The organism is Paenibacillus sp. JT22N7, assembly GCF_059383875.1.
The window spans coordinates 65672-89417 of the sequence record NZ_JBXENY010000007.1; the positions used below are offsets into that span (position 1 = coordinate 65672).

The following is a 23746-nucleotide window of genomic DNA, read 5'->3' on the forward strand; positions in this document are numbered from 1 at the left end:
TTAAATAATGGCATAAAGCTCGCGCATAGGGCGCAATAAATTTTGCTTCATCATGGCTGCCGCCCGTTCAGGGTCGCCAGCCTCCATAGCTTCAATAATTGCCTGATGTTCTTCGACTGATACATGCGTCGCCTGAACAGGCTGTTTTAGAAACACATATTTAAAGCGGCGAATATGTACCTGAAGCGAGGCGCTGTAAGAGGCCAGGTATTCATTATCTGCGGCTTCCACGATCACATTATGAAACTGCTCGTCCAGCTCCATCGCCTGAAAGGGCAGCCCCTGTTCAATCGCCGCTGAGAATTCGGCATTCAGCTGCTTCAGCTGCTCAATTTGTTCGGGCACAATGACACTGGCAGCCGTCTCTGCCGCTAAAGCGTGCAAGGAGGCCAGCGTCGAATACATTTTCAAAATATCGGACTTCTCCAAGCTTTTGACCTTCGTATAGTTGCCCGGATACACCTCGACGAGCTTCTGCACTTCAAGAATTTGCAAGGCTTCGCGGACAGGCGTCCTGCTGACCCCTAAAGCTTCCGCCAGCTCTGCATCGCCAATCTTCTCGCCGGGAAGCAAGGTACCATCAATAATCCATCGCTGAATTTGGGAAAGCGCTCGTTCTTTCGCTGAAATTTTAATCGGTGTTGTAAAATGGCTCGGAATAGGCATGCGCATCTTCCTTTCTTGTATGTAATATATCGCATACATATACGTATATCAATCTTTTTTTTATCCATTCCTTTGTTTCCCCGTTTAGACAAGGTGAAACGGCTTTCGCCGTCCTCTGGCGGCGCAGCGCGTTTCAGTCCGAGAAATATAGAGAAAGGATGGAAAAATCATATCCTTCCCTATATTTCAAGGTGAAACGGCTTTCGCCGTCCTCTGGCGGCGCGGCGCGTTTCAATCCGAGAAATATAGAGAGAGGATGAGAAAATCATTTCCTTTCCTATATAAAAAAAGAAAGCAGCCCTCCGGACTGCTTCGGGCTGCTTCTAGCATCGGGTAGCTGTTATTTTCCAGCTTCCGTTCTTTTCACTTTAATCGTCGCCGTCGTTCCGACGCCCTCCTCGCTTGCAAGCGTTAGGCTTGCGCCAATAGCTGCCGCGATTTCCTTCGCCAACGCGAGCCCAAGACCAGCGCCGCCAACGTCCTGGCGGCTTCTTGCCTCATCGACCCGGTAAAAGCGGTCGAATACTTTAGAGAGCGCCGCTTGCGGAATGCCGATTCCCCGGTCAATGACCCGGATCACGCTGTAATCGCCGCTCGCGCCAATTTCCAGCGTAATCGCAGCGCTGCTGTATTTGCGCGCATTATCCAGCAGGATGAACAGCAATTGACGCAGCTTATTCGCATCTGCATACCCGTAAATGCCCGGCTGGCGGCCTTCCACCCCGATCTCCGAAGTGTGCGAATACTCTGCTGCCTCTAAGTCCGCCCCAGCCAGCTTGCCGCCACTGCTGTCGCTGCTTCTGCTGCTTTCATTGCTTGCAAGTCGCACCTGAATATCTCGTCCATACGCCTTCTGGAAGGCTTTGGACGACTCGCCGGCGAGCTGCGCCAGATCAACGCTCTCCATCGTTAAGTTCCACTGCTCCTTGTTGCGAGCCAGCATCAGCAGCTGTTCGGTCATCTCCTTCATTCGCACCGCCTCGGAGTGTATCGCATCGATCGATTCTACGAACAGGTCGGGACGATCCAGCCCCCGGCGCTTCAATAAGCTGGCGTAGCTTTCAATGACCGTAAGCGGCGTTTTTAGCTCATGGGAGGCATTCGAAACAAACTGCTCCTGCTTCTCAAAATTCGTTTCCAGCAAGGCGATCATCTCATTGAAGGTCGCTCCCATTTCCGCAAGCTCATCCTGCGACTGGCCTTCCGGCTGGATTTTGATAAACGTGCCGCTGCGCTGGATTGCCCGCATCGTATGCGTCATATGGGCGATGGGACGCACGATGATGCTTCCGAGCAGACGCCCTGAAGCCACAACAGGAATCATCGCGATGGCCGTTACCGCCAGCAAAACAATTTGCAGCACCTTCAGCTGGTCTGCCGTGCCCTGCACACTTTCCGTCACCTGAATATTGACGACCGCGCCATCCGTCCAAATGACGGGAATCGATACAAGCGCGTAGCTATTCCCCTTGAAATCAATGTTTTCAATCCGCTTCTCCGCTGCATAAACAGCTTCCCGCTCGCTAAGCAGCTGCTCGCCTGGCGCAGTGACCAGCAGCTTGTCCGCCCCTTCGGCTGTCACCATGCGCAGCATGCCATTCAAGGGCACATACGCACGCAGCAAATCTGCGATCGGCACCGTCCCGGCCGACTTCAGCATGCCTTCGGAAATTTTCAGCGCTTCTGCCTCCACCCGCTCCATTTGGCTTGTCATCGTCAATTTGCTGAATAGCGCATAAACGGACAAGTTCATAGCTACGAGCAGAACCGCGAATAAGGCAGAGGAATAAAGATGAATCCGGCTGCGCAGCTTCATTGCGCTTCCTTGAGCACGTAGCCGACTCCGCGCACCGTATGGATGAGCTCGCTGGCAAAGCCTGTATCGACCTTTTTGCGCACATAGCGAATGTACACATCAACGACGTTCGTGTCGCCGTAGTAATCGTAGCCCCAGACTGCCTCAACTATTTGCTCGCGCCCCAGCACTTGGCGCTGATGCTTCAGCAGGTAGCTGAGCAAATCAAATTCGCGCGGCGTCAGCTCGATGCTTTTGCCCGAACGAATAACCTCGCGCGTCGTCTCATTCAGCTTTAAATCGCCAGCCAGCAGCCATGTCCCGTCCACTAATTGTGCGCCGCCTGCCTCTGCGGGAATCAAGCGCTGTCTAAGTGCCGCCCGAATTCTCGCCAGCAGCTCCTCAATTTGAAAAGGCTTCGTCATATAATCGTTAGCGCCCAGATCAAGCCCAGACACCTTGTCCTCTACGGAGCTTTTCGCCGTCAGCAAAATAACAGGCGTAGCAGCATCGGTCGCCCGGATTCGCCGTAAAATTTCGATGCCGCTAATGCCTGGAAGCATAACGTCAAGCAATACTAAATCCCATTCGCCTGTTCGGTACAGCTCAAGCGCCTGCAAGCCGTCATTCGCCTTGGAGACGCGATAACCTTCCGCTTCCAGCTCAATCTCCAGCACCCGGGCGATTTTTTGCTCATCCTCTACAATTAATATGGACTCATTCATTGCTGTCCCTCCCTGTCTCTCCGCTCCTGCCCACATCCTCAATCCAGCATGTGTGATTACGTTTATATTAGGCTATTTGTGGCAGAGGAAGCAACAACCGAGCCAAGCAGCAACCGCGAATACCCAAATGACAAACTGTTATTCCAATAAATTGGAATACTTCTGTTTCAAATTTCGACAACGCGATTAATAATAACTACAAGCTTGTATATGATTATGCGAGGGGGTCCATGTGATGAAGCTCCGCCGTTATTTGGCACAACTTGTAATCGCTATCTCCGTCCTGCCGCCTAAAGGCGACAATACCGACAAAGCACATAAATCGAGCTAATAAATCCAGCTTATACATAGGAAAGCCTGCCTTCGCGAAGCAACTCTGCTATAATGGAGGGAAAACCACATCAAAGGATGATACGATGATAGAAATTTCCAGCTATAGCGTGCAATATATTAAAGACCCTTTCGGCATTTTAACCGGTAAACGCTACGAGTTTATTATCGATATTGAAGCAGCCGAGGACGATGATATTTATTCGCCTAAAGGGCTTTATGTACGTGCTGTATTTGCCAAGGATGGCGACCAAGCCAAAATTGCCAAGCACGAAATCATCGAGCGCGAGACGGAGCGCATTTTGGATTTTGAGCTGGAAGACGAGGAGGAGCAGCTTGTGCTTGCCTTCTGCCAGGAGCATTGGCACGAAGCAGACGAATAAAAGGCTGTTGAAAAATAGGGCTGGCCCGCAAGCATATACATCTGCTTGCGGGCCAGCCCTTCGTTTATTACTCTGTTTTTGCAGCCTGAGCTTGCGAGAATAGCGTATGGAGCCTGTAGATGACGACCGTCGCATCCGCACGGTTGGTCGGATCAATCGCGCCGAAGCTGCCGTCCGGCTTGCCTTTCATTAATCCCGCTTGTGCCACAAGCGCTACAGCGTCCTTCGCATAAGCAGCAATGGTCTGACTATCGGTGAACACAGGCACACTGCCAGCAGGCAGTTCCGGCAGCGTCTGGCCTGTCGCTTTCCAGCCGCTGGCAAGCATTACCGCCATATCCTGCCGTGTAATCGGCTCGTTCGGCTCAAATAAGCTGCCTTCTCCGCCGCTTGCTTGCGCCAGAAGCGCTGTAATGCCCGCTTTCTCAGCTGCGGCAATATAAGGCGCATACCATGCGCTTGCAGCTACATCCGCAAAGCTTGACGTACCCTCTGGCACAAGTCCGAGCGTACCCACCAGCAGCTTGACGAACTCTGCTCTAGTTACCTGCGCACCCGGCTGGAACTCCGTATCATTTTTCCCTGTTATAACGCCCTTGCCATATAAAAAAGCAATCGCTTGCTGCGCTTCCGCGTACACGCCGCTCAAATCCGTGAATTCATAGCTAATGCCATCCTTCAATTCGCCAACGACAATCCCCAGCCCATTCGTCGCCATATACACACGGCCGTAGACCCTTGGATCGCCTGTAATCGCCGTATTAGCCGAACCGAATTGATGCTGGTCATCATTGATGCGAACCCAGTTTTTGCCGAGATCCTTCGAGCGGAAAATGCCATATGTGCCGCCGATCTTCGCGTAGGAATAAAGCGTCATATTTGTTTTTCCCGGTGCCGCTTTGCCAAAACCAATCGTTGCCGCTTCCTCCACGCCTGCAACCTTCGCAAACGTCTTGCCTGCATCGGTCGAATGCCATAAGCCATAGGCACTTTCGACTTTTTTGTTGTCTTTGGCTCCAGCGATCCAAATGTCGCCTTCTTTGCCTGGCATCGCCTTGAAGTTGCTTGTAATCACTTGCGGCAAGCCTGTCGCCTTCGATGCAGTGAACGTCGCTCCGCCATCCTTGCTGACGTAGAACACACCCGCGGCGAAGCCGTAGAAGAGCTTCGGATTTACCCGATCTGCCGATACGCGAGCCTTTTCCGGCAAGCCCTTCGAAGCCGTCCACGTTTTTCCTAAATCGGTGGAGTAGCTGACTGGCCGCGCTGTCTGTTCATCCGCGCTGCTCGGGCTCCATACGATTGTACTGCCGTCTGCGCTTACAGCAGCAAAGCCGCCGCTTGTTTTGTCCTCTTCCGCCGCTGTCCAGGCGTTCGCTGCCGGCGTCCACGTTTTGCCGTTATCTGTGGAAACACCCATTCTTGCTGCTGTCCCTTCCGCATGTCCGACACGTACGACGATATCTGGCTTCAGCTCGGCAAAATCAATATCCGTGCTCGTACCGATATACGGGCTCGTGATCATCTCCGGCGCTTGGTCCAGGCTTTCATGGCGGAAGCCGCCAATATCGCCCATCGCGCTCAGCAATGGCGCCCCTGACGGCGGGCTGATGAGGCCAAGTACAGCTGTTTCTTCAATACCGTCTGCCATGACGGTAATATCGACCTTTTTGTCTTTATCAAAATCCGTTAAGTTGCTCGCGCCGAACAGCGTTGCGCCCGTGCCGTACATCATATTGTCCGAATTAAACGGATCAATTTCCAGATCGCCAATCATCCAGCCAAGCTTCGGCGCGATTTCGGGAAGCTCTTTTTTCTCGCCCCAGTCCAGCCAAGGGGAATCCGCATATTCAATCGTAAAACGATTTTCCCGGTTCGGATTTTTCGAGAAATCGAGCGTCCAGAAAGGCTCCCACGTCGCACCGCCATTTGTACTGCGGTAAATGACATCATCCGGCCACCACTTGTTCATCGTCGCTACCATTAGCGTATTCGGCTGCCGCGCATCTACAGCCAGTCCGCCATACGGATTGTCCGTATTTCCGGTAGGGCTAATATCGGTCCATGCGCCGGTTGCCGTATCCAGCTTCCACACGGCGCCTTTGCCGCCATCATAAGGGCCGACAAATTCATTGTATGTAACGTATAGATGGCCTTTGCCGTCCAGCACCCCATGATGCGGTACAAAACCTTGCTTCGGCTGCCCCGCTACTGCTTCCCATGTTTCCCCGCCGTCCGTGCTGCGGTATATGCTTTGCTCATTGTCAGCCACGCCGACATAAATCGTTTGCGACTTTTTGCCCTTCGAGCCCGTCGCTTGATCGAACGTAATCCAAGCCACGCCAACGATATCGTCAAAATAATCCTTTACGTTGCCGCTCGCTGTAAAGCTGTCCACTTTGCTCCAGGTTTCGCCGTAATCCGTACTGCGCCACAGACCATTGCCGCTGCGCGCCCCGAGATACAAAATTCGATTGTCATTCGGATCGATGACCAGCCGCTCGCCCATCGAGCGCCCCGGCATATTGCCGCCAAGCTTGAACGGGAGCACTGTCCGCTGCCAGCTGTTTCCTTTGTCCGTCGAGCGCAAAATCATGCCCGGCGTATCTGTCCAATCATTCGTGTACGTGCCTACCGCCGCATAAACCCGATTCGTCTCCACAGGGTCCGTCGCGATGCTTTCCACGCCCAGCATGCTCCATTCCTCGAAGCCTACAAAATCCAAGAGCTGAATCCAGCTTTGCGTCGCGGAATCGAAGCGATAAGCGCCGCCAATGTCCGTCCGCGCATAAATCAAATCCTTCTCGGAAGGATTATACACAATGCCGGGAACAAAGCCACCACCCACGACCTTCGCCCTTCCCCAATCATAGGCGGGCTGCTGCCCCGCTGTTTTGCTGCTGTTTTTGTCTGCCGCTGGAGCTGGGGCCGGAGCCGCCGCTGCGCTTCCTACTAGCGAAGCCGTTAATGCCGCTGCTGTCAGCAGACTGCCAAATGTCCGAATAACCATTATAAATTCCACCCTTTCCATCATAAAGTTCCTGTTTCTGTAAGCGCAAACATTTGTGCGAATCGACATTTGCCTGCGCCAGCTTCGTTATCTAAACTATTTTACTCTATTTAAGGCTGGTATTTATACCCTTAAAATTGATTTTTATATCATGGAAAAATCAGGGGGAAGAAAATTGTAAGTTGAACCTTTTCGGCGGTCAGGTGCGATGGTCGCTGCTGCGAGAAAGATTGGGCTTCCGGCCGCTGTTGTTTTCCGATTTCTTTTATTATTCCTCGCTGAGGAAGAAATCCGAAAACAATAGTCCATGCTTACGAAGATGCTTTCCTCCGGAAAGCTTTAGGCGGACACTGAGCATATGCTTACGAAGCAGCTTTCCTTCGGAAAGCTAAGCTTAGCTTTAACTCCTCCAGCTCCAACCTTTCTCTCCGCCGCTCTCTGCACCTTCCCACTCAAACAAAAAGGGAAAAACCATCCATCAGTAACATAAACCTACTGACGGACAGTCTTTCCCTCTTAAAGCTTCAAAAGGTTACGCTTTTGGAATCTAAATACTTTTCACCATAAGCCCTACTAAGCTACTAATTTAGAGTTTTTAGGGCGTATATGCAAACATAAGCAAGCCAGATCCAGATCGAATTTAGCGTCAAAAGCGTTCCCTCTCCTGCTGGGAATATCCGCCTCATGAATAGAATCATATGACCGAAAATATGTACCGGAAGGAAGTCTCATGTTTTTGTTTCAGTGGTTAACTCCCGCGTATAGCTAGACTTGGCGGACACAGCAGCCGCTATTTCAACAAAATCAAGGGTTAAGGCACAGGCTGCGGACTCAGGAGCCGCTAATGAGCTGCTTTTAACCATTTTGACGGGTTTATGAGGACGATAGCGGTTTTCCTGTCCGCTTACGGCCAAAAATCAATTCAAAATCCAGAATAGCGGAAACTCAGTCCTCCAAAAAAAGGGAACACCAATAGCTGTATGCTCTTGGCAGCAATGGCATGCTCCGGTTTGCATATACACCCTAGAGCTATAAGTGCTTCTTCCCGTCTCTGCCCCTAGACCGTCAACTCAGGTGTAGCAAGGTACATCTGAGTTGACGAGCAGTGGGCTTCTCACGCTTTCGAACCCCTTAGCCTGCTACTGGGGCAGGTGAGATTAGCGCTTTGATTTTTTCCAAATCCCAGTCCGTAACGGCGGTGTAGACGCCGTCGCTGCCAATTTCCACTACAGGAACGTGGCGGATGCCGTATTTGGCTTCAAGGACGTCGCGCAAATAATCTTTGCCTTCAATATCGATATTTTCATAGGGCTGGTTGTTTTGTTCCAAAAATTGTTTCACTGTGCCACAATACTGGCAGCCTGTTTTGCTCCATACAATTACCTTTTTTGCTGCGGACATCGTTACAGCCTCCTTTATAAATATTAACCTAATACATAGTGGCAAGCGGCATAATGCTCGCTGCCAATGAGCTGCAGTTCGGGCTCCGCCTCCCTGCAGCGCTCCGTTGCCATAGGGCAGCGCGTATGAAAGCGGCAGCCGGAAGGCGGATTGGCCGGAGAGGGGATTTCTCCTTCAATCGCGCGAAATGTTCGCGTTCGCCCGGGGCCGGGCTGGGGGATGGAAGCAATTAATCCTTGCGTATACGGATGCGCTGGGTGGAGGAACAGTTCCTCGCTGGGCGCAATTTCGACCAGCTTGCCCAAATACATGACGCCGATCCGGTCGGAAATATGTCTGACGATATTCAGCCCATGGGCGATAAACAAATAGGTCAGATTCATTTTTTGCTGCAAATGCTGCATGAGGTTGACGATCTGTGCCTGCACCGACACATCCAGCGCCGATACCGCTTCATCCGCAAGAATAAAGCTTGGATTAAGCGCTATGGCACGGGCAATGCCAATACGCTGGCGCTGCCCGCCGGAAAATTCATGCGGATAGCGGCTGTACCAGTCTGCCTTCAGCCCGACAAGCTCCATGAGCTCCTCTACGCGCGCTTTTCTTTCCTTGCTGCCAGCATGGTCATGGACGCGCAGCGGCTCGCCGATAATGTCGCCGATACGCCAGCGCGGATTAACCGAGCCATACGGATCCTGAAAAACAATTTGCATATCGCGCCGCGCCTGCCGCAGCTCCGAGCTGCTTTGCCCGGTCAGCTCCCTGCCCTGAAACTTAACGCTGCCAGCCGTCGCCTGCTCTAATTGCAAAATGACCCGCCCAAGCGTCGATTTGCCGCTGCCAGACTCCCCGACGAGGCCAAAGGTTTCCCCTTTTCTAATGGAAAACGAAACATTGTCCACCGCTCTGACCTGCGGGCCTGAACGATGCAGCAAGCCTCTCTGGATCGGATAAAATTTGCTTAGCCCGCTTACCTCGAACAGATTTTCGCCTTGCCGGCCAGCTTCTTGGAGAGCCACAATCGGTGACTCAGCGCTTGTTGCATTTGTTAGCTCAGCACTAGCCGTCCACTCCTCGGATTGAACGAGCTGCTCGGCATGCCAGCATGCGCTCAGCCGTTCGCCTATCGCAAGCAGCGGCGGGCTTTCGCTGCGGCATCTATCCGTCGCATAGGAACAGCGAGGGTTAAAACGGCAGCCGGACGGCAGCTCCGACAAGCTCGGGATAGAACCCTCGATGGAATGAAGCTTGACGCTGCGGTCGCTGTCCATCGTCGTAATCGATTGCAGCAGCCCTCTCGTATACGGATGATGCGGCTGCCCGAACAGCTCGGCTGCGGTCGCCTGCTCGACAACCTGCCCGGCATACATAACGATAATGCGATCCGCCATCTCGGCGGCAATGCCCATATCATGGGTCACTAGCAAAATCCCCATATTAAATTCTTCTTTAAGCTCTTGCAGCAAATGTAGAATTTGCGCCTGAATCGTCACATCCAGCGCCGTCGTTGGCTCATCCGCAATCAGCAGCTCTGGCCCGCAAGCGAGCGCCATTGCGATCATAGCCCGCTGCAGCATGCCCCCCGACAGCTCGCCCGGATACTGCTTCATTCGCGCCTCCGGCTCAGGAATGCCGACCCGGCGCAGCAAATGGACAGCCCGTTCCCACGCCTCGCGCTTTTTGCCACGCTGATGGCGCTCAATAACCTCGGTAATTTGGCTTCCAATTGTAAAAATCGGATCAAACGCCGCCATCGGCTCTTGAAAAACCATCGCCATCCGCTTGCCCCGCAGCGCGCGCAGCTCCTTCTCCGGCATCGCGACGAGATCCGCATCTCCCAGCCGCATGCTGCCTCCGGCAATAACGCCGTTCTCATAGTCGATCAGGCGCATAATGGCTTTGGACGTAATCGTTTTGCCGCTGCCGGATTCGCCAACGAGGCATACCGTTTCCCCAGGCGCAATATGAAGCGAAACGTCTGTAATGGCTCTAAGCAAGCCCCGTTTCGTCTTAAAATCAACCGTCAGATGCTCCATCGTGAGCAATTGGCTCATTTACGCTGCCTCCTTCCGCCTTCCTTCTATCAAGCCCGACGTCTATGCTGTCTTATACTGTCTTATGCTCTGCTTTGCTTTGGATCTAATTGATCGCGAACCTTGTCACCCAATATGTTGATGGAGAGAACAAACAGCGTGATGGCAAGGCCCGGGAAGGTGCAAATCCACCAAGCTACGGTCAAATAGCCGCGGCCCTGAGAGAGCAGCGCCCCCCAGTCTGGAATTTCTTTTATCGTGCCAAGTCCTAGAAAGTTAAGGCCTGCTCCGGTCAAAATCGCCGTGCCAATGCCGATTGCCGCCATGACAAACATCGGCGATAAAGAATTCGGCAGCACATGCCTTACAAAGATCGATAGGCTGGACGTTCCAATTGAGCGGGAGGCGGTAATGAAGGGTCGGCCTTTAATGCTCATGATTTGCCCGCGCATCACCCGCGCGTACCCGGGTATCGATGCCGCCGCAACAGCCAGCACGACATTCATCAGGCTTGGCCCCAGCGCCGCTGCAATCGCAAGCGCCAGCAACACGCCCGGAATCGTCATCAGCACGTCGATCAGCCGCATAAATACAGCATCGACTACGCCGCCAATGTATCCCGCTATCGCTCCAATCGCTCCGCCCGTCATACAACCGACAAGCACCGATACGAAACCGATCAACAAGGAATCCCGGCTGCCATGCACGACAACGCTGAATACGTCACGGCCAAAATAATCCGTCCCGAACACATGCTGAAGGCTTGGCGGCTGCATAATTTGCTCCGTATCCATCAACGTAGGCGAATAAGGAGCAATCAAGCTCGGAAATAAAGCACAGCTGATAATAAACAACACGATAACGGCTGCGGCATAAATCAGCAGATCCGCAGGCGCCAGCCTTATTTTTTTGCGGGATTTCGCAGCACCTTCTGTCCTGCTCCCTTGCCATATCTGTTTGCCAATGACGGCTTGCTTCATATGAATCTTTTGCCCCTTTCTACCTGCGCTACTGGGTACGCCTTACGCGCGGATCGATCAACGTATAGGAAATGTCCACAAGCAAATTCACAACAATATACACGATCGCCGAGAAAAAAATAACGCCCTGCACGACTGGCAAATCCTTTGCCATAATCGCGTCAGCAATAATTCGCCCAATGCCTTGGCGTGAGAATACCGTTTCAATAACGACCGTTCCGGCCATCAAATCGCCAATAATAACGCCAACCATCGTCAATGCCGGAATTAGCGCATTTCGCAGCGCATGCTTATACATGATGAACCGCCCTGGCAGCCCCTTCGCCCGCAGCGTGACGATAAACGGCTCATTAATGACCTCAAGCATGCTATTGCGAACCATCCGCACGATAAAGCCTGAGCCAACGAAGCCCAGCGTAATGGCGGGCAGCACCAGCGTGCTGAAGCCATCCGAGCCCATAGCCGGAAACCAGCCCAGCTGCACCGAAAAAATCAGAATAAGCAAAATGCCCGACCAAAATGTCGGCATCGAAATGCCGAACAAACCAACCATTCGCGCGACGATGTCAATCCAGCGATTGCGATGAATGGCCGACAGCACGCCTAGCGTGACGCCGATGATGACCGCAAGAAGCGAGCTTAACGCCGTCAAAGCGAGCGTGGCGGGAAAGTGCTCGACGATCTTCGGCAGTACCGGCTCCGAATTAACGATTGATTTTCCAAAATCGCCCTGCAGCACATGCAGAAAATATTCGCCAAGCCGCTCATAGAACGGCTGGTTTAGCCCAAGCTGCTCCCGCAGGTTAGCAATCATCTCCGGTGTGGCCGAAGACGGATCAAGAATAAGGAGCGCAGGGTCGCCGGGCAGCACATTGACGATACAAAAGACGAGCACCATCGTGCCGACCAGTACCAGCAAGGACGTATAAAGCCGAACGCTTACCGCTTTTAACATACTCCATCTCCGCTCCTTTCCCACTTTTATTATTAAATTACGATATGATTACTTGGTTATATACACATCATTAAAGATCGGATAGCCCAGCGAGTCAAAAGCTAATCCCTGCACCTTTTTCGAGGCGGCTACTGTATAAGGGAACACATAAATCGGAATAATGACGGCCTTATTAATAATAAGCTGCTGTGCTTCCTTATAGATTGCTTCACGTTTCGTCTGGTCCTTCTCGATTGCGCCATCCTCAAGCAGCTTATCCAGCTCAGGATCGGCTAAATTCGGCAAGTTTTGACGGGACCCCGGCGCTGTTGTGTGATAGATGGAATAAAGCGCGTTAGGATCAGAATTGACCTGGCTGTTGCCATAAAGATCATAGTTATTGTTCGCATACACGACGGTTGCGACATCCTTCGTAATTTCCACATCTACCTGAATGCCCAGCGGCTTAAGCTGCTGCTGCACGATAGCGGCAATATCATTGCGCTTCTCGCGGTTCGGCGAGCCATCGACATAATGGAGCGTCAGCTTCTTGCCGTCTTTTTCCCTAATGCCGTCGGCCCCTGCTTTCCAGCCCAGCTCGTCAAGCAACTGCTTCGCTTTCTCGATATCCGGCTTTACGCCGCCCTCCAGCGAAGCGTCATAGCCGAAAATGCCTGGTGAAAGCGGCGACCACGCCTGCTCATACGTTCCGAGATACAGCGTTTTGACAATTGCCTCGACATTGATGCCCAGCTGCAGCGCCTGCCGAGCCTTCAGTTCATTCCATGGCGCCTTGCTATGATTAATGAACAGCGTATAAGGCAGGCCAACGGTATTAGCTTGGTATAGCTGGCTGTTCGCATCATTTTTCAAGGAGAGAATATTTTGCGGGGGTACCGTCTCAGCGGCAAGCACCTGCCCGCTTTGTACGCTTCCAATCCGCGTAGCCTCCTCAGGCACAATTTTGAAAATGATTTTATCCAAATTCGGCGCGCCCTGCTGGCTGACCGTTTCCGGCGCCCAGTTGTAATCGGGGTTTTTCTCTACGACGATTTCCGAATTTTCATCCCATTTTACAAACTTGAAGGGTCCTGTTCCGACGGGGTGCTTAGTGAATTGATCGCCGTCTTTCTTCGCCGCCGTCGGCGACACAATGCTGAGCAGCGCTTGGCTTACATTGCCCAAGAACGCCTGCGACGGCTCGGATAGGTTCAATTTGACCGTATACTCGTCAATAACCTCCGAGGATTCATAGGGCCTAACGAGTGCTAATGCATTCGCCGCTTTTGTCTCCGGGTCAATGATCCGGTCAAAGCTATATTTCACCGCTTCAGCGTTGAAAGGTGTGCCGTCCTGAAACTTTACATCCTGGCGAAGCTTGAACGTATATGCTTTGCCATCCTCCGACACCGACCATTCCGTTGCCAGCCAAGGCTTGATCTCTCCGCCTGGAAGCTGGACGACCAGCGTGTCGTAAAGCGTACGGATGACCCTGACCGCAACGGCAAGGCCGCTGCGATGCGGATCAAGCTGATCGGGAGAGGTCGCAAGGGCATAGCTCAGTTCGCCGCCTAGAGCAGGCGTGCTGCTCTGCTCCGCCGAAGCTGCTGGCGCCTCGCCAGTACTGCTTCCGCCAGTCGCCGCGCTGTTTTTGCCCGTACCCCCGCTGCATCCTGCCAGCACGAGAGTAACCGCTAGCGCCATGCTTGCCATTTTCATCCAAACGACTCGTTTGTTTAATGCTGTGCTCATATCTCTCATCCTCCCTAAACGGTCGTCACCTTGGTTTTGGCATAACGGTTTTCTGGCACAGGCACACCGAGATGTCCGCGCAGCGTGTCATGCTCATATTCCTCGCGGAACAGGCCGCGCTCCTGCAAAATCGGCACAACCTGGTCAACGAACTCCGTCAGACCCGTCGGGATAGATGATCCGACAATAAAGCCGTCTACCGCGCCCTGCTCAAACCATTGCTGGATTTGATCCGCAACTTTAACGGGAGTGCCAATGAACGTCGGCCGCGGCGTCGTTTCTTGGAGCGCCACTTGGCGAAGCGTCAAGCCGCCTTCCTTCGCCTGCCGCTTAATGCGGTCCGTCGTGCTGCGGAAGCTATTTTGACCAATGTCACCAAGCTCAGGGAACGGCTCATCAAGCGGGTATTGCGAAAAGTCATGGTGGTCGAAATACCGTCCCAAATAATCAAGTGCCTTCTCAATATTTACAAGCTGCGCCAGCTCCTGATATTTGCGTTCTGCTTCTTCATCCGTCGCACCAATGATTGGCGCAATGCCTGGCAAAATGGCGACATCCTCCGAAGAGCGTCCATGCGCAGCTGCACGGGCTTTCACATCATCATAAAACTGCTTGCCCTGCTCGATGGATTCAAAATGGGCAAATACCGCATCCGCTACTTTGGAAGCGAAGTTCTTGCCATCCTCCGACGAGCCTGCTTGAAAAATAACCGGATGGCCCTGCTTCGATCTCGAAATGTTCAGCGGTCCCTGTACCGAGAAAAACTCGCCTTTATGATTCAAGGTGTGCAGCTTCTCCGGGTCAAAAAACTGGCCGCTTTCTTTATCGCGAACAAACGCGTCATCCTCCCACGAATCCCACAGCCCCCGGGTGACGTCCAAATATTCATTCGCAATCCGGTAACGGGTCGGATGGTCGGGATGCTCGGTCTTGCCGAAGTTTTTCGCTGAGCCTTCAAGCGGCGAAGTGACGATGTTCCAGCCTGCACGGCCGCCGCTAATATGATCAAGCGAGCCAAATTGTCTCGCTACGGTGAAAGGCTCGCTATAAGACGTCGACAGCGTGCCGACTAAGCCAATCTTCGATGTAACCGCACCAAGTGCTGATAAAACCGTCAACGGCTCAAAGCGGTTTAAAAAATGGGGAATTGATTTTTCATTAATATATAAGCCATCGGCAATAAACACAAAATCAAACTTGCCAGCTTCCGCCTTCTGCGCCTGCTGCTTGTAAAATTCAAAATTAACACTGGCATCAGGCTGTGCGTCGGGGTGTCTCCATCCGGCAATGTTGCCGCCTACTCCGTGCAAAATGGCGCCTAGCTTCAATTGTCTCTTTTTAGTTGTTGTCAAGATTGTTCCCTCCTGTTGGTTGTTTGCTTTTAATTTTATTATTCCTAGTGGTTTTGTCGTATTTAATAATGATTGAAACGAGTTTACCATCGATTGCCGAATAAAAGCCAATAGAGCTTTTCTATTTTGGCATTAAAAAAATCGATGATCCCCTATTAAGAGGAAGCGGCGCTTGATTTTGTCCCAAGCATTTACTGCTGTTTGTCCATTGAACGTATTTGCAGCCTCCATTATGATAAATGGTGTTCGATAATGATTATCATTGTCTAAAGATAAAATAAAATGGGGGTACCAAATTGAAAACAACTAGAAATGTTGTCACGACTGCCGCAAGTCTTGCTCTTATGATGGGAATGCTATTGTCCGCATGTTCGGCAGAAGCGAAGCGCATTATATATACAGGGAGCGATGTTGGCGACATGCTGGCGCTCGGCGTAACGCCTATTGGCGCAGCACTGGGCATTATTAAAGAGCAAGTCGCATTTCCCGAGCTGCTGGATGGCATAGAGGATATTGGAGATTTGCTTGGCGATGCCGAAAAAATAACGGCGCTTGATCCCGATTTGATTTTGCTTGATAGCGGCGGTACTTATTATGAAGAAGGTGCTTTCGACACCTTGTCCAAAATCGCGCCAACGGTCACTTATGATCGTCTCGAAACGAATGAGCGCCTCCGCATGCTTGGCGATATTGTAGGCAAGCAGCAGGAGGCTGAGGAGTGAATTGCTTCCTATGAGGCAAAAGTTAAAGAGGCTGTGGCCAAGCTTAACGTCCAAACGGGAGAAAGCGCATCTGTCTTCCTTTTGCTTGGCAAGGAATTCTATGTCATGGGCGATAAAAGCTTCGCAGCTACGCTGTACCATACACTTGGCTATACGCCAGCCCCAGAAATACAGAAAAATCTGATTGACGCAAATGAACGATTCGCTAACATATCGAATGAACTGCTGCCTGATTTTGCCGGCGATTGGCTATTCGTCCTGACGGATGAAGACGATGCGGCGCGCTCTGCTACTTGAATCTTTATTTTTCTCTTTTAAGGCGGCCACTCCGCTGCTGGGCAACAATCCAGCAGCATTAATAGATGAAGATACGCTCTCCCATCACACACTGTTTGCTATTACAGCAGGCGATGCTTTAGGACAAATGGAGGGAAGAACGCCCATACAGGTTCGCCAAGGCGATTGCCTGCTGCTGCCCTCCGGGGAGATGCTGCGTTTCGCGGCTAAATCAGAGAGCAGCTTCCAGTGCATCCGAATAACCTTCGACCTTTATAAAATCGGACAAGCCTGCCCCGAAGCAAGCCTTGGTGATCGCTTTCCCTATTTTGTGCCGATTGCGATTCGGCCTCTTTCGCTGATGCTTGACGCTTTGGAGCAGCTATCGCTTATCGGACAAAACGCCCTCCCGCTCGCTCGCTTCAAGCAGCAAGTTAAACTGCAGGAGCTTTTTGCTGTACTGCTGGAGCAGCACGAGCGCAACAATCAGGAGGACAGCGCTGTCGCTGCGGTTGAATCGACGGTAGCTTATATGCAGGAGCATTATCGCGAGCCGATTACGGTCGAGAAGCTGCTTCAAATCTCCGGCGTAGGCCGCTGGAAGTTCAGCACCTTGTTCCAGATGCTCACCGGACACAAGCCGCTCGACTATTTAACCGAGCTGCGAATGAACCGGGCCAAGGAGCTGCTGCTGCTTCGCCAGCAGGAACCGCTCCGTGAAATCGCCCACAGCGTCGGCTTTCAGGATGAATATTATTTTAACCGCCGTTTCCGGAAGCAGATTGGGCTGTCTCCTAGACAATACGCAAGAAGAATCACGGATGCCGCCGCCTCTGCTGACTGGGCAGGCCGCGAAGTCAAGCTGCCGCTGCAATCGACACGCATTGTTGCAATAGGCTATTCGCTTGGCGACATGCTGACGCTGGGCATCAAGCCGATCGGAGCGGATTTGTCGCTTATCGGCAAACAGGTCGTTTTCCGAGGCGAGCTCCAGCATATTGCGGATATTGGCAGCAAGGGCGATACGGCTATTATTGCTGAGCTTGAGCCTGAGCTGATTCTCCATTGCAATCTCCAGCATGAGTCTCCAGAAGCACTAGCGAGCATCGCCCCAACTTTGTTTATTGAAAAAAATGCCTCCACTTATGTACGGCTTCGGCAAGTCGCCGACATTTTAGGTAGAACCGAGCAGGCAGAGCGCTGGATTTCCGGCTTCGAATCCCGTATGGACGCGATGTGGCAAGCTGTACGCCCGGATTTGCTGCCCTGTGAAACGGCATCCATCTTCGTTGTTGTCAGAGGCGATTTGTATTTGATGGGCAATCACGGTATGGCGCTGTCCATTTACCATCCGCATGGTTTTGAGAAGCCTGACAAAGTCCAGCAGCTGTTTCACGCCAACGTCCCCTTCATGAAAATCGATGCTGCACAGCTGGAGGAATGTTCAGGCTCGCGGATTTTTCTGCTGAGCACAGATGATGCTTTATCCAGAGAAACGATCCGCCACATCATAATGAGCAAAAGCTGGCAGCAGTTGCCTGCTGTACGCAGCGGCCGCTTTCACATGGCAGATGCGATGTGGAACTTCGATGATCCATTAACGCGCGATCGGCTGCTGAGTGTGCTGCCCAACCTTTTGCGCCAAAGCTCCTGAGCCGAAATTTCACAGCCTGTTAGGGAGTGTATTTGTGTTCACACGCAAGAACCTACGTACCACTAGCCAGCTTTATGTACTTCGTTTCAGGGGTTACTCCCTGCACAAAACTAGTCTTGGTGGACACAGCAGCCGCTATTATAGCAGGAACATGAGTTATGCCACTGGCTCCGGACTCAGGAGCCGCTAATGCGCTGACAATCACCACTTTGACGGGATTAGGAGGACAATAACGGCTTTCCTGTCCGCGCACGGCTAGAAATCGGGTCAAAAGCCAGATTAGCGGAACCTCAGTCCTCAAAAAAAGAAGGAGCGTCCCGGGCTGCGTGATCTCAGCCATCATCACAAGCTGCGGTTTCTCAACCTTGATATGAATGGCAAAAGGCTCAGCATGAGATTAATTCCCTCATACTGAGCCTTTTTTCCATCCACTTACGCTGTTAGTGTCTAGTTAGCGTTTTCTTTAGTAGTATCAAGTTAGTGGTGCCTATTAAGTGCCTAGTTAGTGCTTAGTAGCCTCTACTAGGCGCCGAACTGCGCTTTATGCAGGCGGTTATATACACCTTTAATCGCCAGCAGCTCATCATGGCTGCCCTGCTCTTTAATGCCTTCCTCCGTAACGACCACGATGCGGTCAGCGTTCTTGATCGTCGCCAGGCGATGCGCAATGACGAGCGTCGTGCGCCCTTTGGACAGCTCAGCCAGCGCCTGCTGAATCGCTGCTTCCGTAGCCGTATCAAGCGCCGAGGTCGCTTCATCAAGAATAAGGATCGGCGGATTTTTCAGGAACATGCGGGCAATGGAAAGACGCTGCTTCTGTCCGCCAGACAATTTGACGCCGCGTTCGCCGATAAGCGTATCAAGGCCTTGGCCCTGCGAAAGAATAAGCTCCTCCAGCTGCGCTCTGCGAGCCGCCTCCCAAATTTCTTCCTCGGTAGCATTCAGCTTGCCGTAAGCAATATTTTCACGAATCGTGCCATCAAACAAGAACACATCCTGCTGGACGATACCGATTTGGCCGCGCAGCGAATCGAGCTTAATTTTCCGAATATCGAGGCCATCAATCTCAATCGCCCCGCCCGTCACCTCATAGAAGCGCGGCAGCAGGCTGCATATCGTGGTTTTGCCGGCTCCCGATGGTCCAACAAGAGCTACCGTCTCTCCTGTTTTCACAGTCAAATCAATATGATTCAAAATCGATTTGCCTTCCTCATAACCGAAGGAAACATCGCGGAATGTGATTTCTCCTTCTAGGCGGCTAATCGCCTTCGCATCCGGCGCATCCTCAATATCCGGCTCCGTCTCGAGCAGCTCCAAATAACGCTTGAAGCCGGCAATTCCCTTCGGATACGTCTCAATAACCGAGTTGATTTTTTCAATTGGACCGAGAAACACATTGGAAAGCAGGACAAATGCCATAAATTCCCCGAACGTCATTTGACCTTGAATGACGAACCATGTACCGCAGGCGAGTACAAACAAGGAAACGAATTTCATCAGTATGTAGCTGATCGATGAGTTCCAAGCCATAACGCGGTAAGCGACCAGCTTCGTTTGAAGAAAACGGCCATTGTTCACTTCAAATTGCTCCACTTCATGCTTCTCGTTGGAGAACGCTTGAACGACGCGAATGCCGCTAACTGTATTTTCAACGCGGGCATTATAGTCAGCAATATCGGAAAACATCCGATGGAACGCCTTGGACATTTTGCGGCTGAAATACAGCGACAGGTAGACCATCAGCGGAATAATAATAAACGTCAGCACCGCCAGCTGCCAGTTAATGGTCAGCATGAGCCCGAATGCGCCCAGCAGCGTCATAACGGCGATAAACATGTCCTCCGGCCCATGATGGGCAATTTCCCCGATATCCATCAAGTCATTAGTCATCCGCGATACAAGATGCCCCGTCTTATTATTGTCGAAGAAACGGAATGATAGCTTCTGAATGTGGTTGAACAGTCTGCTGCGCATATCCGACTCAATCTGAATGCCCAGCTTATGACCCCAATACGTCACGACATAATGGAGAAACGCACTTACAATATAAATGCCAATCAAGCCTACACAGGCCCATAAAATCCATTTCCAATTGCCCGAAGGCAGCAGATCATCCACGACCCGGTTCAAGGCGAGCGGGAACACCAGCTCCAGCAAGGCTGCAAAAACCGCGCAGGAGAAGTCCAGTATGAACAACCCTTTATAAGGTCGGTAATATTCAAAAAAACGGCGAAGCATGTCATCATTCCTCTTCTGTCATAATGGCAAGACTAATTGGAAAATAATCCAATGCTGATAATGATTATAATTATCAGCATTCCCAGTTTATCGCAGCCCACTTTTTAAAGCAATGGACAAAATGGAGATTACCAAAAAAATAATACATCCCCTTTTACAATATTTAAAAAACAAAAAAAGACCTACATGAAGAGTTAGGTCTTAGAATTAATTAATCGCTTACCCTTTAACCGAACCTGCCGCAATCCCTTCAACAATACGATTGCTAAGGAACAGAAACGTGATCAAAATCGGAAGAATGCTAATCATGAGAGTGGCTCCAATGGCCCCCCAATCCGTCGTATACTGACCGATAAAATTTTGCACGCCGACAGTCAACGTTTTATAAGAATCAGAGCTAATAAACGTGTTAACAAAAATAAATTCATTCCAGTTATAAATCATGTTGATGATCGCCGTTGTAGCAAGCACGGAGCTTGTCATCGGGAATACAATCCGGAAGAACATCCGGTTGACCGAGCAGCCGTCAATGATAGCGGCTTCCTCCACCTCGCGCGGCAGCGCATAGTAGAACCCCAGCAGAATCATGATCGTTATCGGCATGTTAAAAGCAACATAAGATAAAATCAGAGACAGGGGATGGTCCGTTAGCCCCGCTTTATTAAACAGGCTGAACAGCGGAATTAGCGTGGAATGAACCGGAATCATCATGGCCACCATGAATAGGCCCAGGACAAGCGAGCTGCCCTTCCACTTCATTCTTGTGACGGCATAAGTGACTAAACTGCCCAGCATCACAGTGATAACCGTAGCTGAAACGGTGATCCAGACGCTGTTAAAAAAATAAACATCAATGTTCCCGGCGCTCCAAACCTTCTCATAGTTCTCCCATCGAGGATTCATCGGCAGTGACAAGGGCGGTAGATTGAATACCTCCTGATTGTTTTTAAGAGAGAAAAACAACAGCCAAACAAGAGGAAATAGCTGCAGCGCAGCTACCATAATCAAAACAGCATATAAAACGCTATACCCCAGCTTGATGCCGATCCCCGGTTTTAATTCCGGCAGCTCATTCCGAATTTTTATATTCCTAGTAACCATGAAGTCTTCCTCCTTACGAGTATTGGATCGTATCCTTTGAGGCCGTTAATTTGCGAATGACCCAAGTGATAGCCAAACAAATAACCAGCAGAAAAAAGCCGATTGCGCTGCCATATCCAAAATCGTAGGCTCGAAACGCTTCATGATACATGTACGAGGCCATAACTTCACTTGCCCCATTGGGACCTCCATCTGTCATAACAAAGATCAAATCAAAATATTTCAATGAGCCCACAACAGCCAGTACAATCGTTACTTTAATTACTTCCATCACAAGCGGCAGCTTAATCATCCAAGCAATTTGCAGGGCATTCGCTCCGTCAATTTTGGCTGCTTCCTCAAGTGACGCCGGGATGTTTTTCAGAGCCGCATAATAAATCAAAATATAAAAACCCGCATACTGCCACAAAATCGGAATAAATAAGGCATACAATACGAGCGATGGCTCAGCGAGCCATGCGGGAGGATTGGCAAAACCAAGTGATTCCAACATGCTGTTCAGCACGCCGTTAGTTGGATGATAAATTCTGAGCCAAAGCTGCGCAATCGCTACCGATGATAGAAGCATAGGGATGAGATAGATTTTGCGAAATAAATTCGCTCCGTTAATTCGCGCGGCTAACACCATTGCTACAATAAGGTAGAGCAGAAGGCTTATTCCTGAGAAAACGGCAAGCAGCAGAGAATGCCATGCGCTGTTCCAGAAAGTTGCATCCTTGAACAACGCGAGGTAATTATCCAACCCAACAAAGGTCATCGCACCAATGCCATTCCATTTATTCAAGCCATAATAAGCGGTTAAAACAATCGGAATGTATACAATAGCTAATATTAATAACAGAGACGGCAGCACATATAAAGCAATTATTTTTTTGTTAGAAAGCACTTTGTCCAAATGGGCCGACTCCTTTCCTTCATAATGAATGAGCGGAAGACATATTGGAGCCATGCCCACAGCTATGTCTTCCACCGATCAATCTCAGGGGACGATTATTTCCCTTCGGAAATGGCTTTATCATGCTCTTCCGAGAATTTCTCAGGTGTCACTGCCTTTCCAAACAGAGCTTGAATCATATTCAGATGAGTTTCGGCTGCACTCGCCTGCATTTGAACATCTGCAAACAAGGTAATGCTGCTTGCTTGATTCATTTCGTTAAATAAATCAATGTAAAGCTGCGGCAGCTCCATGCTGGATGTATCCACTTTAGTCGCAGGAATAACGCCCGCACCCGTCACCGCTTGCTCTCCCCACTGGGTTACAAAGTATTCGATGAATGCTTTCGCTTCCGCTTTTACCGCAGAATTTTCGGATACGAATAGACCGACACCCGGACCGCCTACCCAGCTGTTAATGTCACCTTTTCCGCCCTCAACTTTCGGGAATTTAAAGAAACCAACACTGTCACGGAATTCTTTCGGGATATCTTCATTTGTCGTAAAGTTTGGCAGCTCCCATGTGCCCATCATATACATAGCAGCTTTGCCATTCAGAAACTCCGACTTTGCTTCCTCATTGGACAAACCGTTGAAACCCTTCACGAATGCATGGCTGTCTACCAGTGTCTGTACTTCAGTCGCTGCTTGCAGCAATCCTTCGTCTGTAAAGGCTCCTTCGCCGTTTATCGCACCGGATAATGTCTGCTGCCCAGCGATTCGATCAGCTAGGTACATATACCAGAGCGAACCCGTCCAACGGTCCTTGTTGCCAAGCGCAATCGGCGCGATTCCATTTTCAGAAAGTGTTTTTGCAACAGCCTTTAAATCCTCGTAGGTTTGCGGGATTTCAAGCTTGTATTTCTCGAATATGGATTTATTATAGTAAACCGGAGCAATGTTGAATTCAAGTGGGAGCGCATACGTTTTACCATCAATCGCATATGCCTCTGTCGTACCGGATACGAACTTGCCGTTCAGCTCGCCGCTTAGCAAGTCGTCTACAGGTGTAAACAGCTTTCCTTCCACATACGGCTGCAAGAACCCGGCCGCCCACGTTACACCGACATCCGGCAGTTTATTGGATGCCGAAAGCACCTTCAGCTTATTTTTATATTGCTCGTTATCCAGCACTTCTTGCTTGATCGTCACATTCTTATGCTCATCCTGATAGGCTTTAATTATTTGATTTACGATTTTGTTTTGGCCTGCTGACACACCCTCTGGCCATAAATGCATAAAGTTAATCGTAACCTGCTCACCGCTCTCGCCTGCTGTCTCCTTACCGCCGCTGCTGCTTTCATTACTGTTTGTGCCGCAGCCAGCTGCTACCAGAACCAGACAAAACGCCAATAAGAGCATCAATCCTTTTTTCTTGAACACGTTTACATCCCCTTTAATTCTAATTAAAGCGTATTAAATCCGCTTTAATTAGATTGTAGCAATACTGTTCGCAAGCCG

At 50.8% G+C, this 23746-nt stretch carries 18 protein-coding genes; 4 read left to right on the plus strand and 14 right to left on the minus strand.

All coding sequences use genetic code 11. The annotated features are described in order from the left end of the window. From AC50Y5_RS19225 to AC50Y5_RS19235, 3 genes are all read right to left on the minus strand, one after another. Positions 1 to 666 (minus strand): GntR family transcriptional regulator, encoded by a 666-nt coding sequence (locus AC50Y5_RS19225; protein WP_494862994.1) that lies wholly within the window; start codon positions 664 to 666, stop codon positions 1 to 3. A gap of 340 nt (positions 667 to 1006) precedes the next feature. Continuing rightward, complete coding sequence (locus tag AC50Y5_RS19230) at positions 1007 to 2482, minus strand: sensor histidine kinase (protein WP_494862996.1); 1476 nt, start codon at positions 2480 to 2482, stop codon at positions 1007 to 1009. Beyond that, positions 2479 to 3186 carry a response regulator transcription factor gene (locus AC50Y5_RS19235; protein ID WP_494862998.1) on the minus strand — a complete coding sequence of 236 codons (708 nt, stop codon included), beginning with the start codon at positions 3184 to 3186 and terminating at the stop codon, positions 2479 to 2481. Before AC50Y5_RS19235 ends, AC50Y5_RS19230 begins: the two co-directional genes overlap by 4 nt. Positions 3187 to 3602: 416 nt before the next feature. On the opposite strand from AC50Y5_RS19235, the gene AC50Y5_RS19240 reads away from it, so the two are divergent. Continuing rightward, positions 3603 to 3899, plus strand: coding sequence for a DUF6509 family protein (locus tag AC50Y5_RS19240; RefSeq protein WP_099519187.1), 297 nt, complete (start codon positions 3603 to 3605; stop codon positions 3897 to 3899). A gap of 67 nt (positions 3900 to 3966) precedes the next feature. Here the strand turns inward: AC50Y5_RS19240 and AC50Y5_RS19245 are convergent, their stop codons facing one another. From AC50Y5_RS19245 to AC50Y5_RS19275, 7 genes are all read right to left on the minus strand, one after another. Further along, a complete protein-coding gene (locus AC50Y5_RS19245) occupies positions 3967 to 6909 on the minus strand; it encodes an S-layer homology domain-containing protein (RefSeq protein ID WP_494863000.1) in 2943 nt (980 codons plus the stop codon). Between the two features lie 1131 nt (positions 6910 to 8040). Continuing rightward, positions 8041 to 8310, minus strand: coding sequence for a glutaredoxin family protein (locus tag AC50Y5_RS19250; protein WP_056041432.1), 270 nt, complete (start codon positions 8308 to 8310; stop codon positions 8041 to 8043). 23 nt (positions 8311 to 8333) lie between these two features. After that, a complete protein-coding gene (locus tag AC50Y5_RS19255) occupies positions 8334 to 10364 on the minus strand; it encodes an ABC transporter ATP-binding protein (protein WP_494863002.1) in 2031 nt (676 codons plus the stop codon). A gap of 62 nt (positions 10365 to 10426) precedes the next feature. Then, on the minus strand, positions 10427 to 11323 hold the full coding sequence (locus AC50Y5_RS19260; RefSeq protein ID WP_494863004.1) for an ABC transporter permease: 897 nt from the start codon (positions 11321 to 11323) through the stop codon (positions 10427 to 10429). A gap of 28 nt (positions 11324 to 11351) precedes the next feature. Further along, positions 11352 to 12278 (minus strand): ABC transporter permease, encoded by a 927-nt coding sequence (locus AC50Y5_RS19265; RefSeq protein ID WP_056041425.1) that lies wholly within the window; start codon positions 12276 to 12278, stop codon positions 11352 to 11354. A 48-nt stretch (positions 12279 to 12326) separates the two neighbouring features. Then, on the minus strand, positions 12327 to 14009 hold the full coding sequence (locus tag AC50Y5_RS19270; RefSeq protein WP_494863010.1) for an ABC transporter substrate-binding protein: 1683 nt from the start codon (positions 14007 to 14009) through the stop codon (positions 12327 to 12329). 14 nt (positions 14010 to 14023) lie between these two features. After that, the gene (locus tag AC50Y5_RS19275; RefSeq protein WP_494863013.1) at positions 14024 to 15361 is read right to left on the minus strand and encodes an LLM class flavin-dependent oxidoreductase; all 1338 of its coding nucleotides are present in this window, start codon (positions 15359 to 15361) and stop codon (positions 14024 to 14026) included. 296 nt (positions 15362 to 15657) lie between these two features. Here AC50Y5_RS19275 and AC50Y5_RS19280 point away from each other — a divergent pair, with 296 nt between their 5' ends. The 3 genes from AC50Y5_RS19280 to AC50Y5_RS19290 are packed head-to-tail and all read left to right on the plus strand — an operon-like array spanning position 15658 to position 18013. Further along, positions 15658 to 16083, plus strand: coding sequence for an ABC transporter substrate-binding protein (locus tag AC50Y5_RS19280; RefSeq protein WP_494863015.1), 426 nt, complete (start codon positions 15658 to 15660; stop codon positions 16081 to 16083). A 33-nt stretch (positions 16084 to 16116) separates the two neighbouring features. Further along, positions 16117 to 16380, plus strand: coding sequence for a hypothetical protein (locus AC50Y5_RS19285; RefSeq protein ID WP_494863017.1), 264 nt, complete (start codon positions 16117 to 16119; stop codon positions 16378 to 16380). After that, positions 16358 to 18013: a helix-turn-helix domain-containing protein gene (locus tag AC50Y5_RS19290; protein ID WP_494863019.1), complete on the plus strand. Its 1656-nt coding sequence runs from the start codon at positions 16358 to 16360 to the stop codon at positions 18011 to 18013. Before AC50Y5_RS19285 ends, AC50Y5_RS19290 begins: the two co-directional genes overlap by 23 nt. 522 nt (positions 18014 to 18535) lie before the next feature. Here the strand turns inward: AC50Y5_RS19290 and AC50Y5_RS19295 are convergent. From AC50Y5_RS19295 to AC50Y5_RS19310, 4 genes are all read right to left on the minus strand, one after another. Next, positions 18536 to 20251, minus strand: a complete 1716-nt coding sequence (locus tag AC50Y5_RS19295; protein WP_056041417.1) for an ABC transporter ATP-binding protein — start codon at positions 20249 to 20251, stop codon at positions 18536 to 18538. 219 nt (positions 20252 to 20470) lie between these two features. Continuing rightward, complete coding sequence (locus tag AC50Y5_RS19300; protein WP_494863021.1) at positions 20471 to 21352, minus strand: carbohydrate ABC transporter permease; 882 nt, start codon at positions 21350 to 21352, stop codon at positions 20471 to 20473. Positions 21353 to 21365: 13 nt separating this feature from the next. Next, complete coding sequence (locus tag AC50Y5_RS19305) at positions 21366 to 22247, minus strand: carbohydrate ABC transporter permease (protein WP_494863023.1); 882 nt, start codon at positions 22245 to 22247, stop codon at positions 21366 to 21368. 95 nt (positions 22248 to 22342) lie between these two features. Beyond that, positions 22343 to 23668 (minus strand): ABC transporter substrate-binding protein, encoded by a 1326-nt coding sequence (locus tag AC50Y5_RS19310; RefSeq protein WP_494863025.1) that lies wholly within the window; start codon positions 23666 to 23668, stop codon positions 22343 to 22345. Between the last annotated feature and the right edge of the window lie 78 nt (positions 23669 to 23746).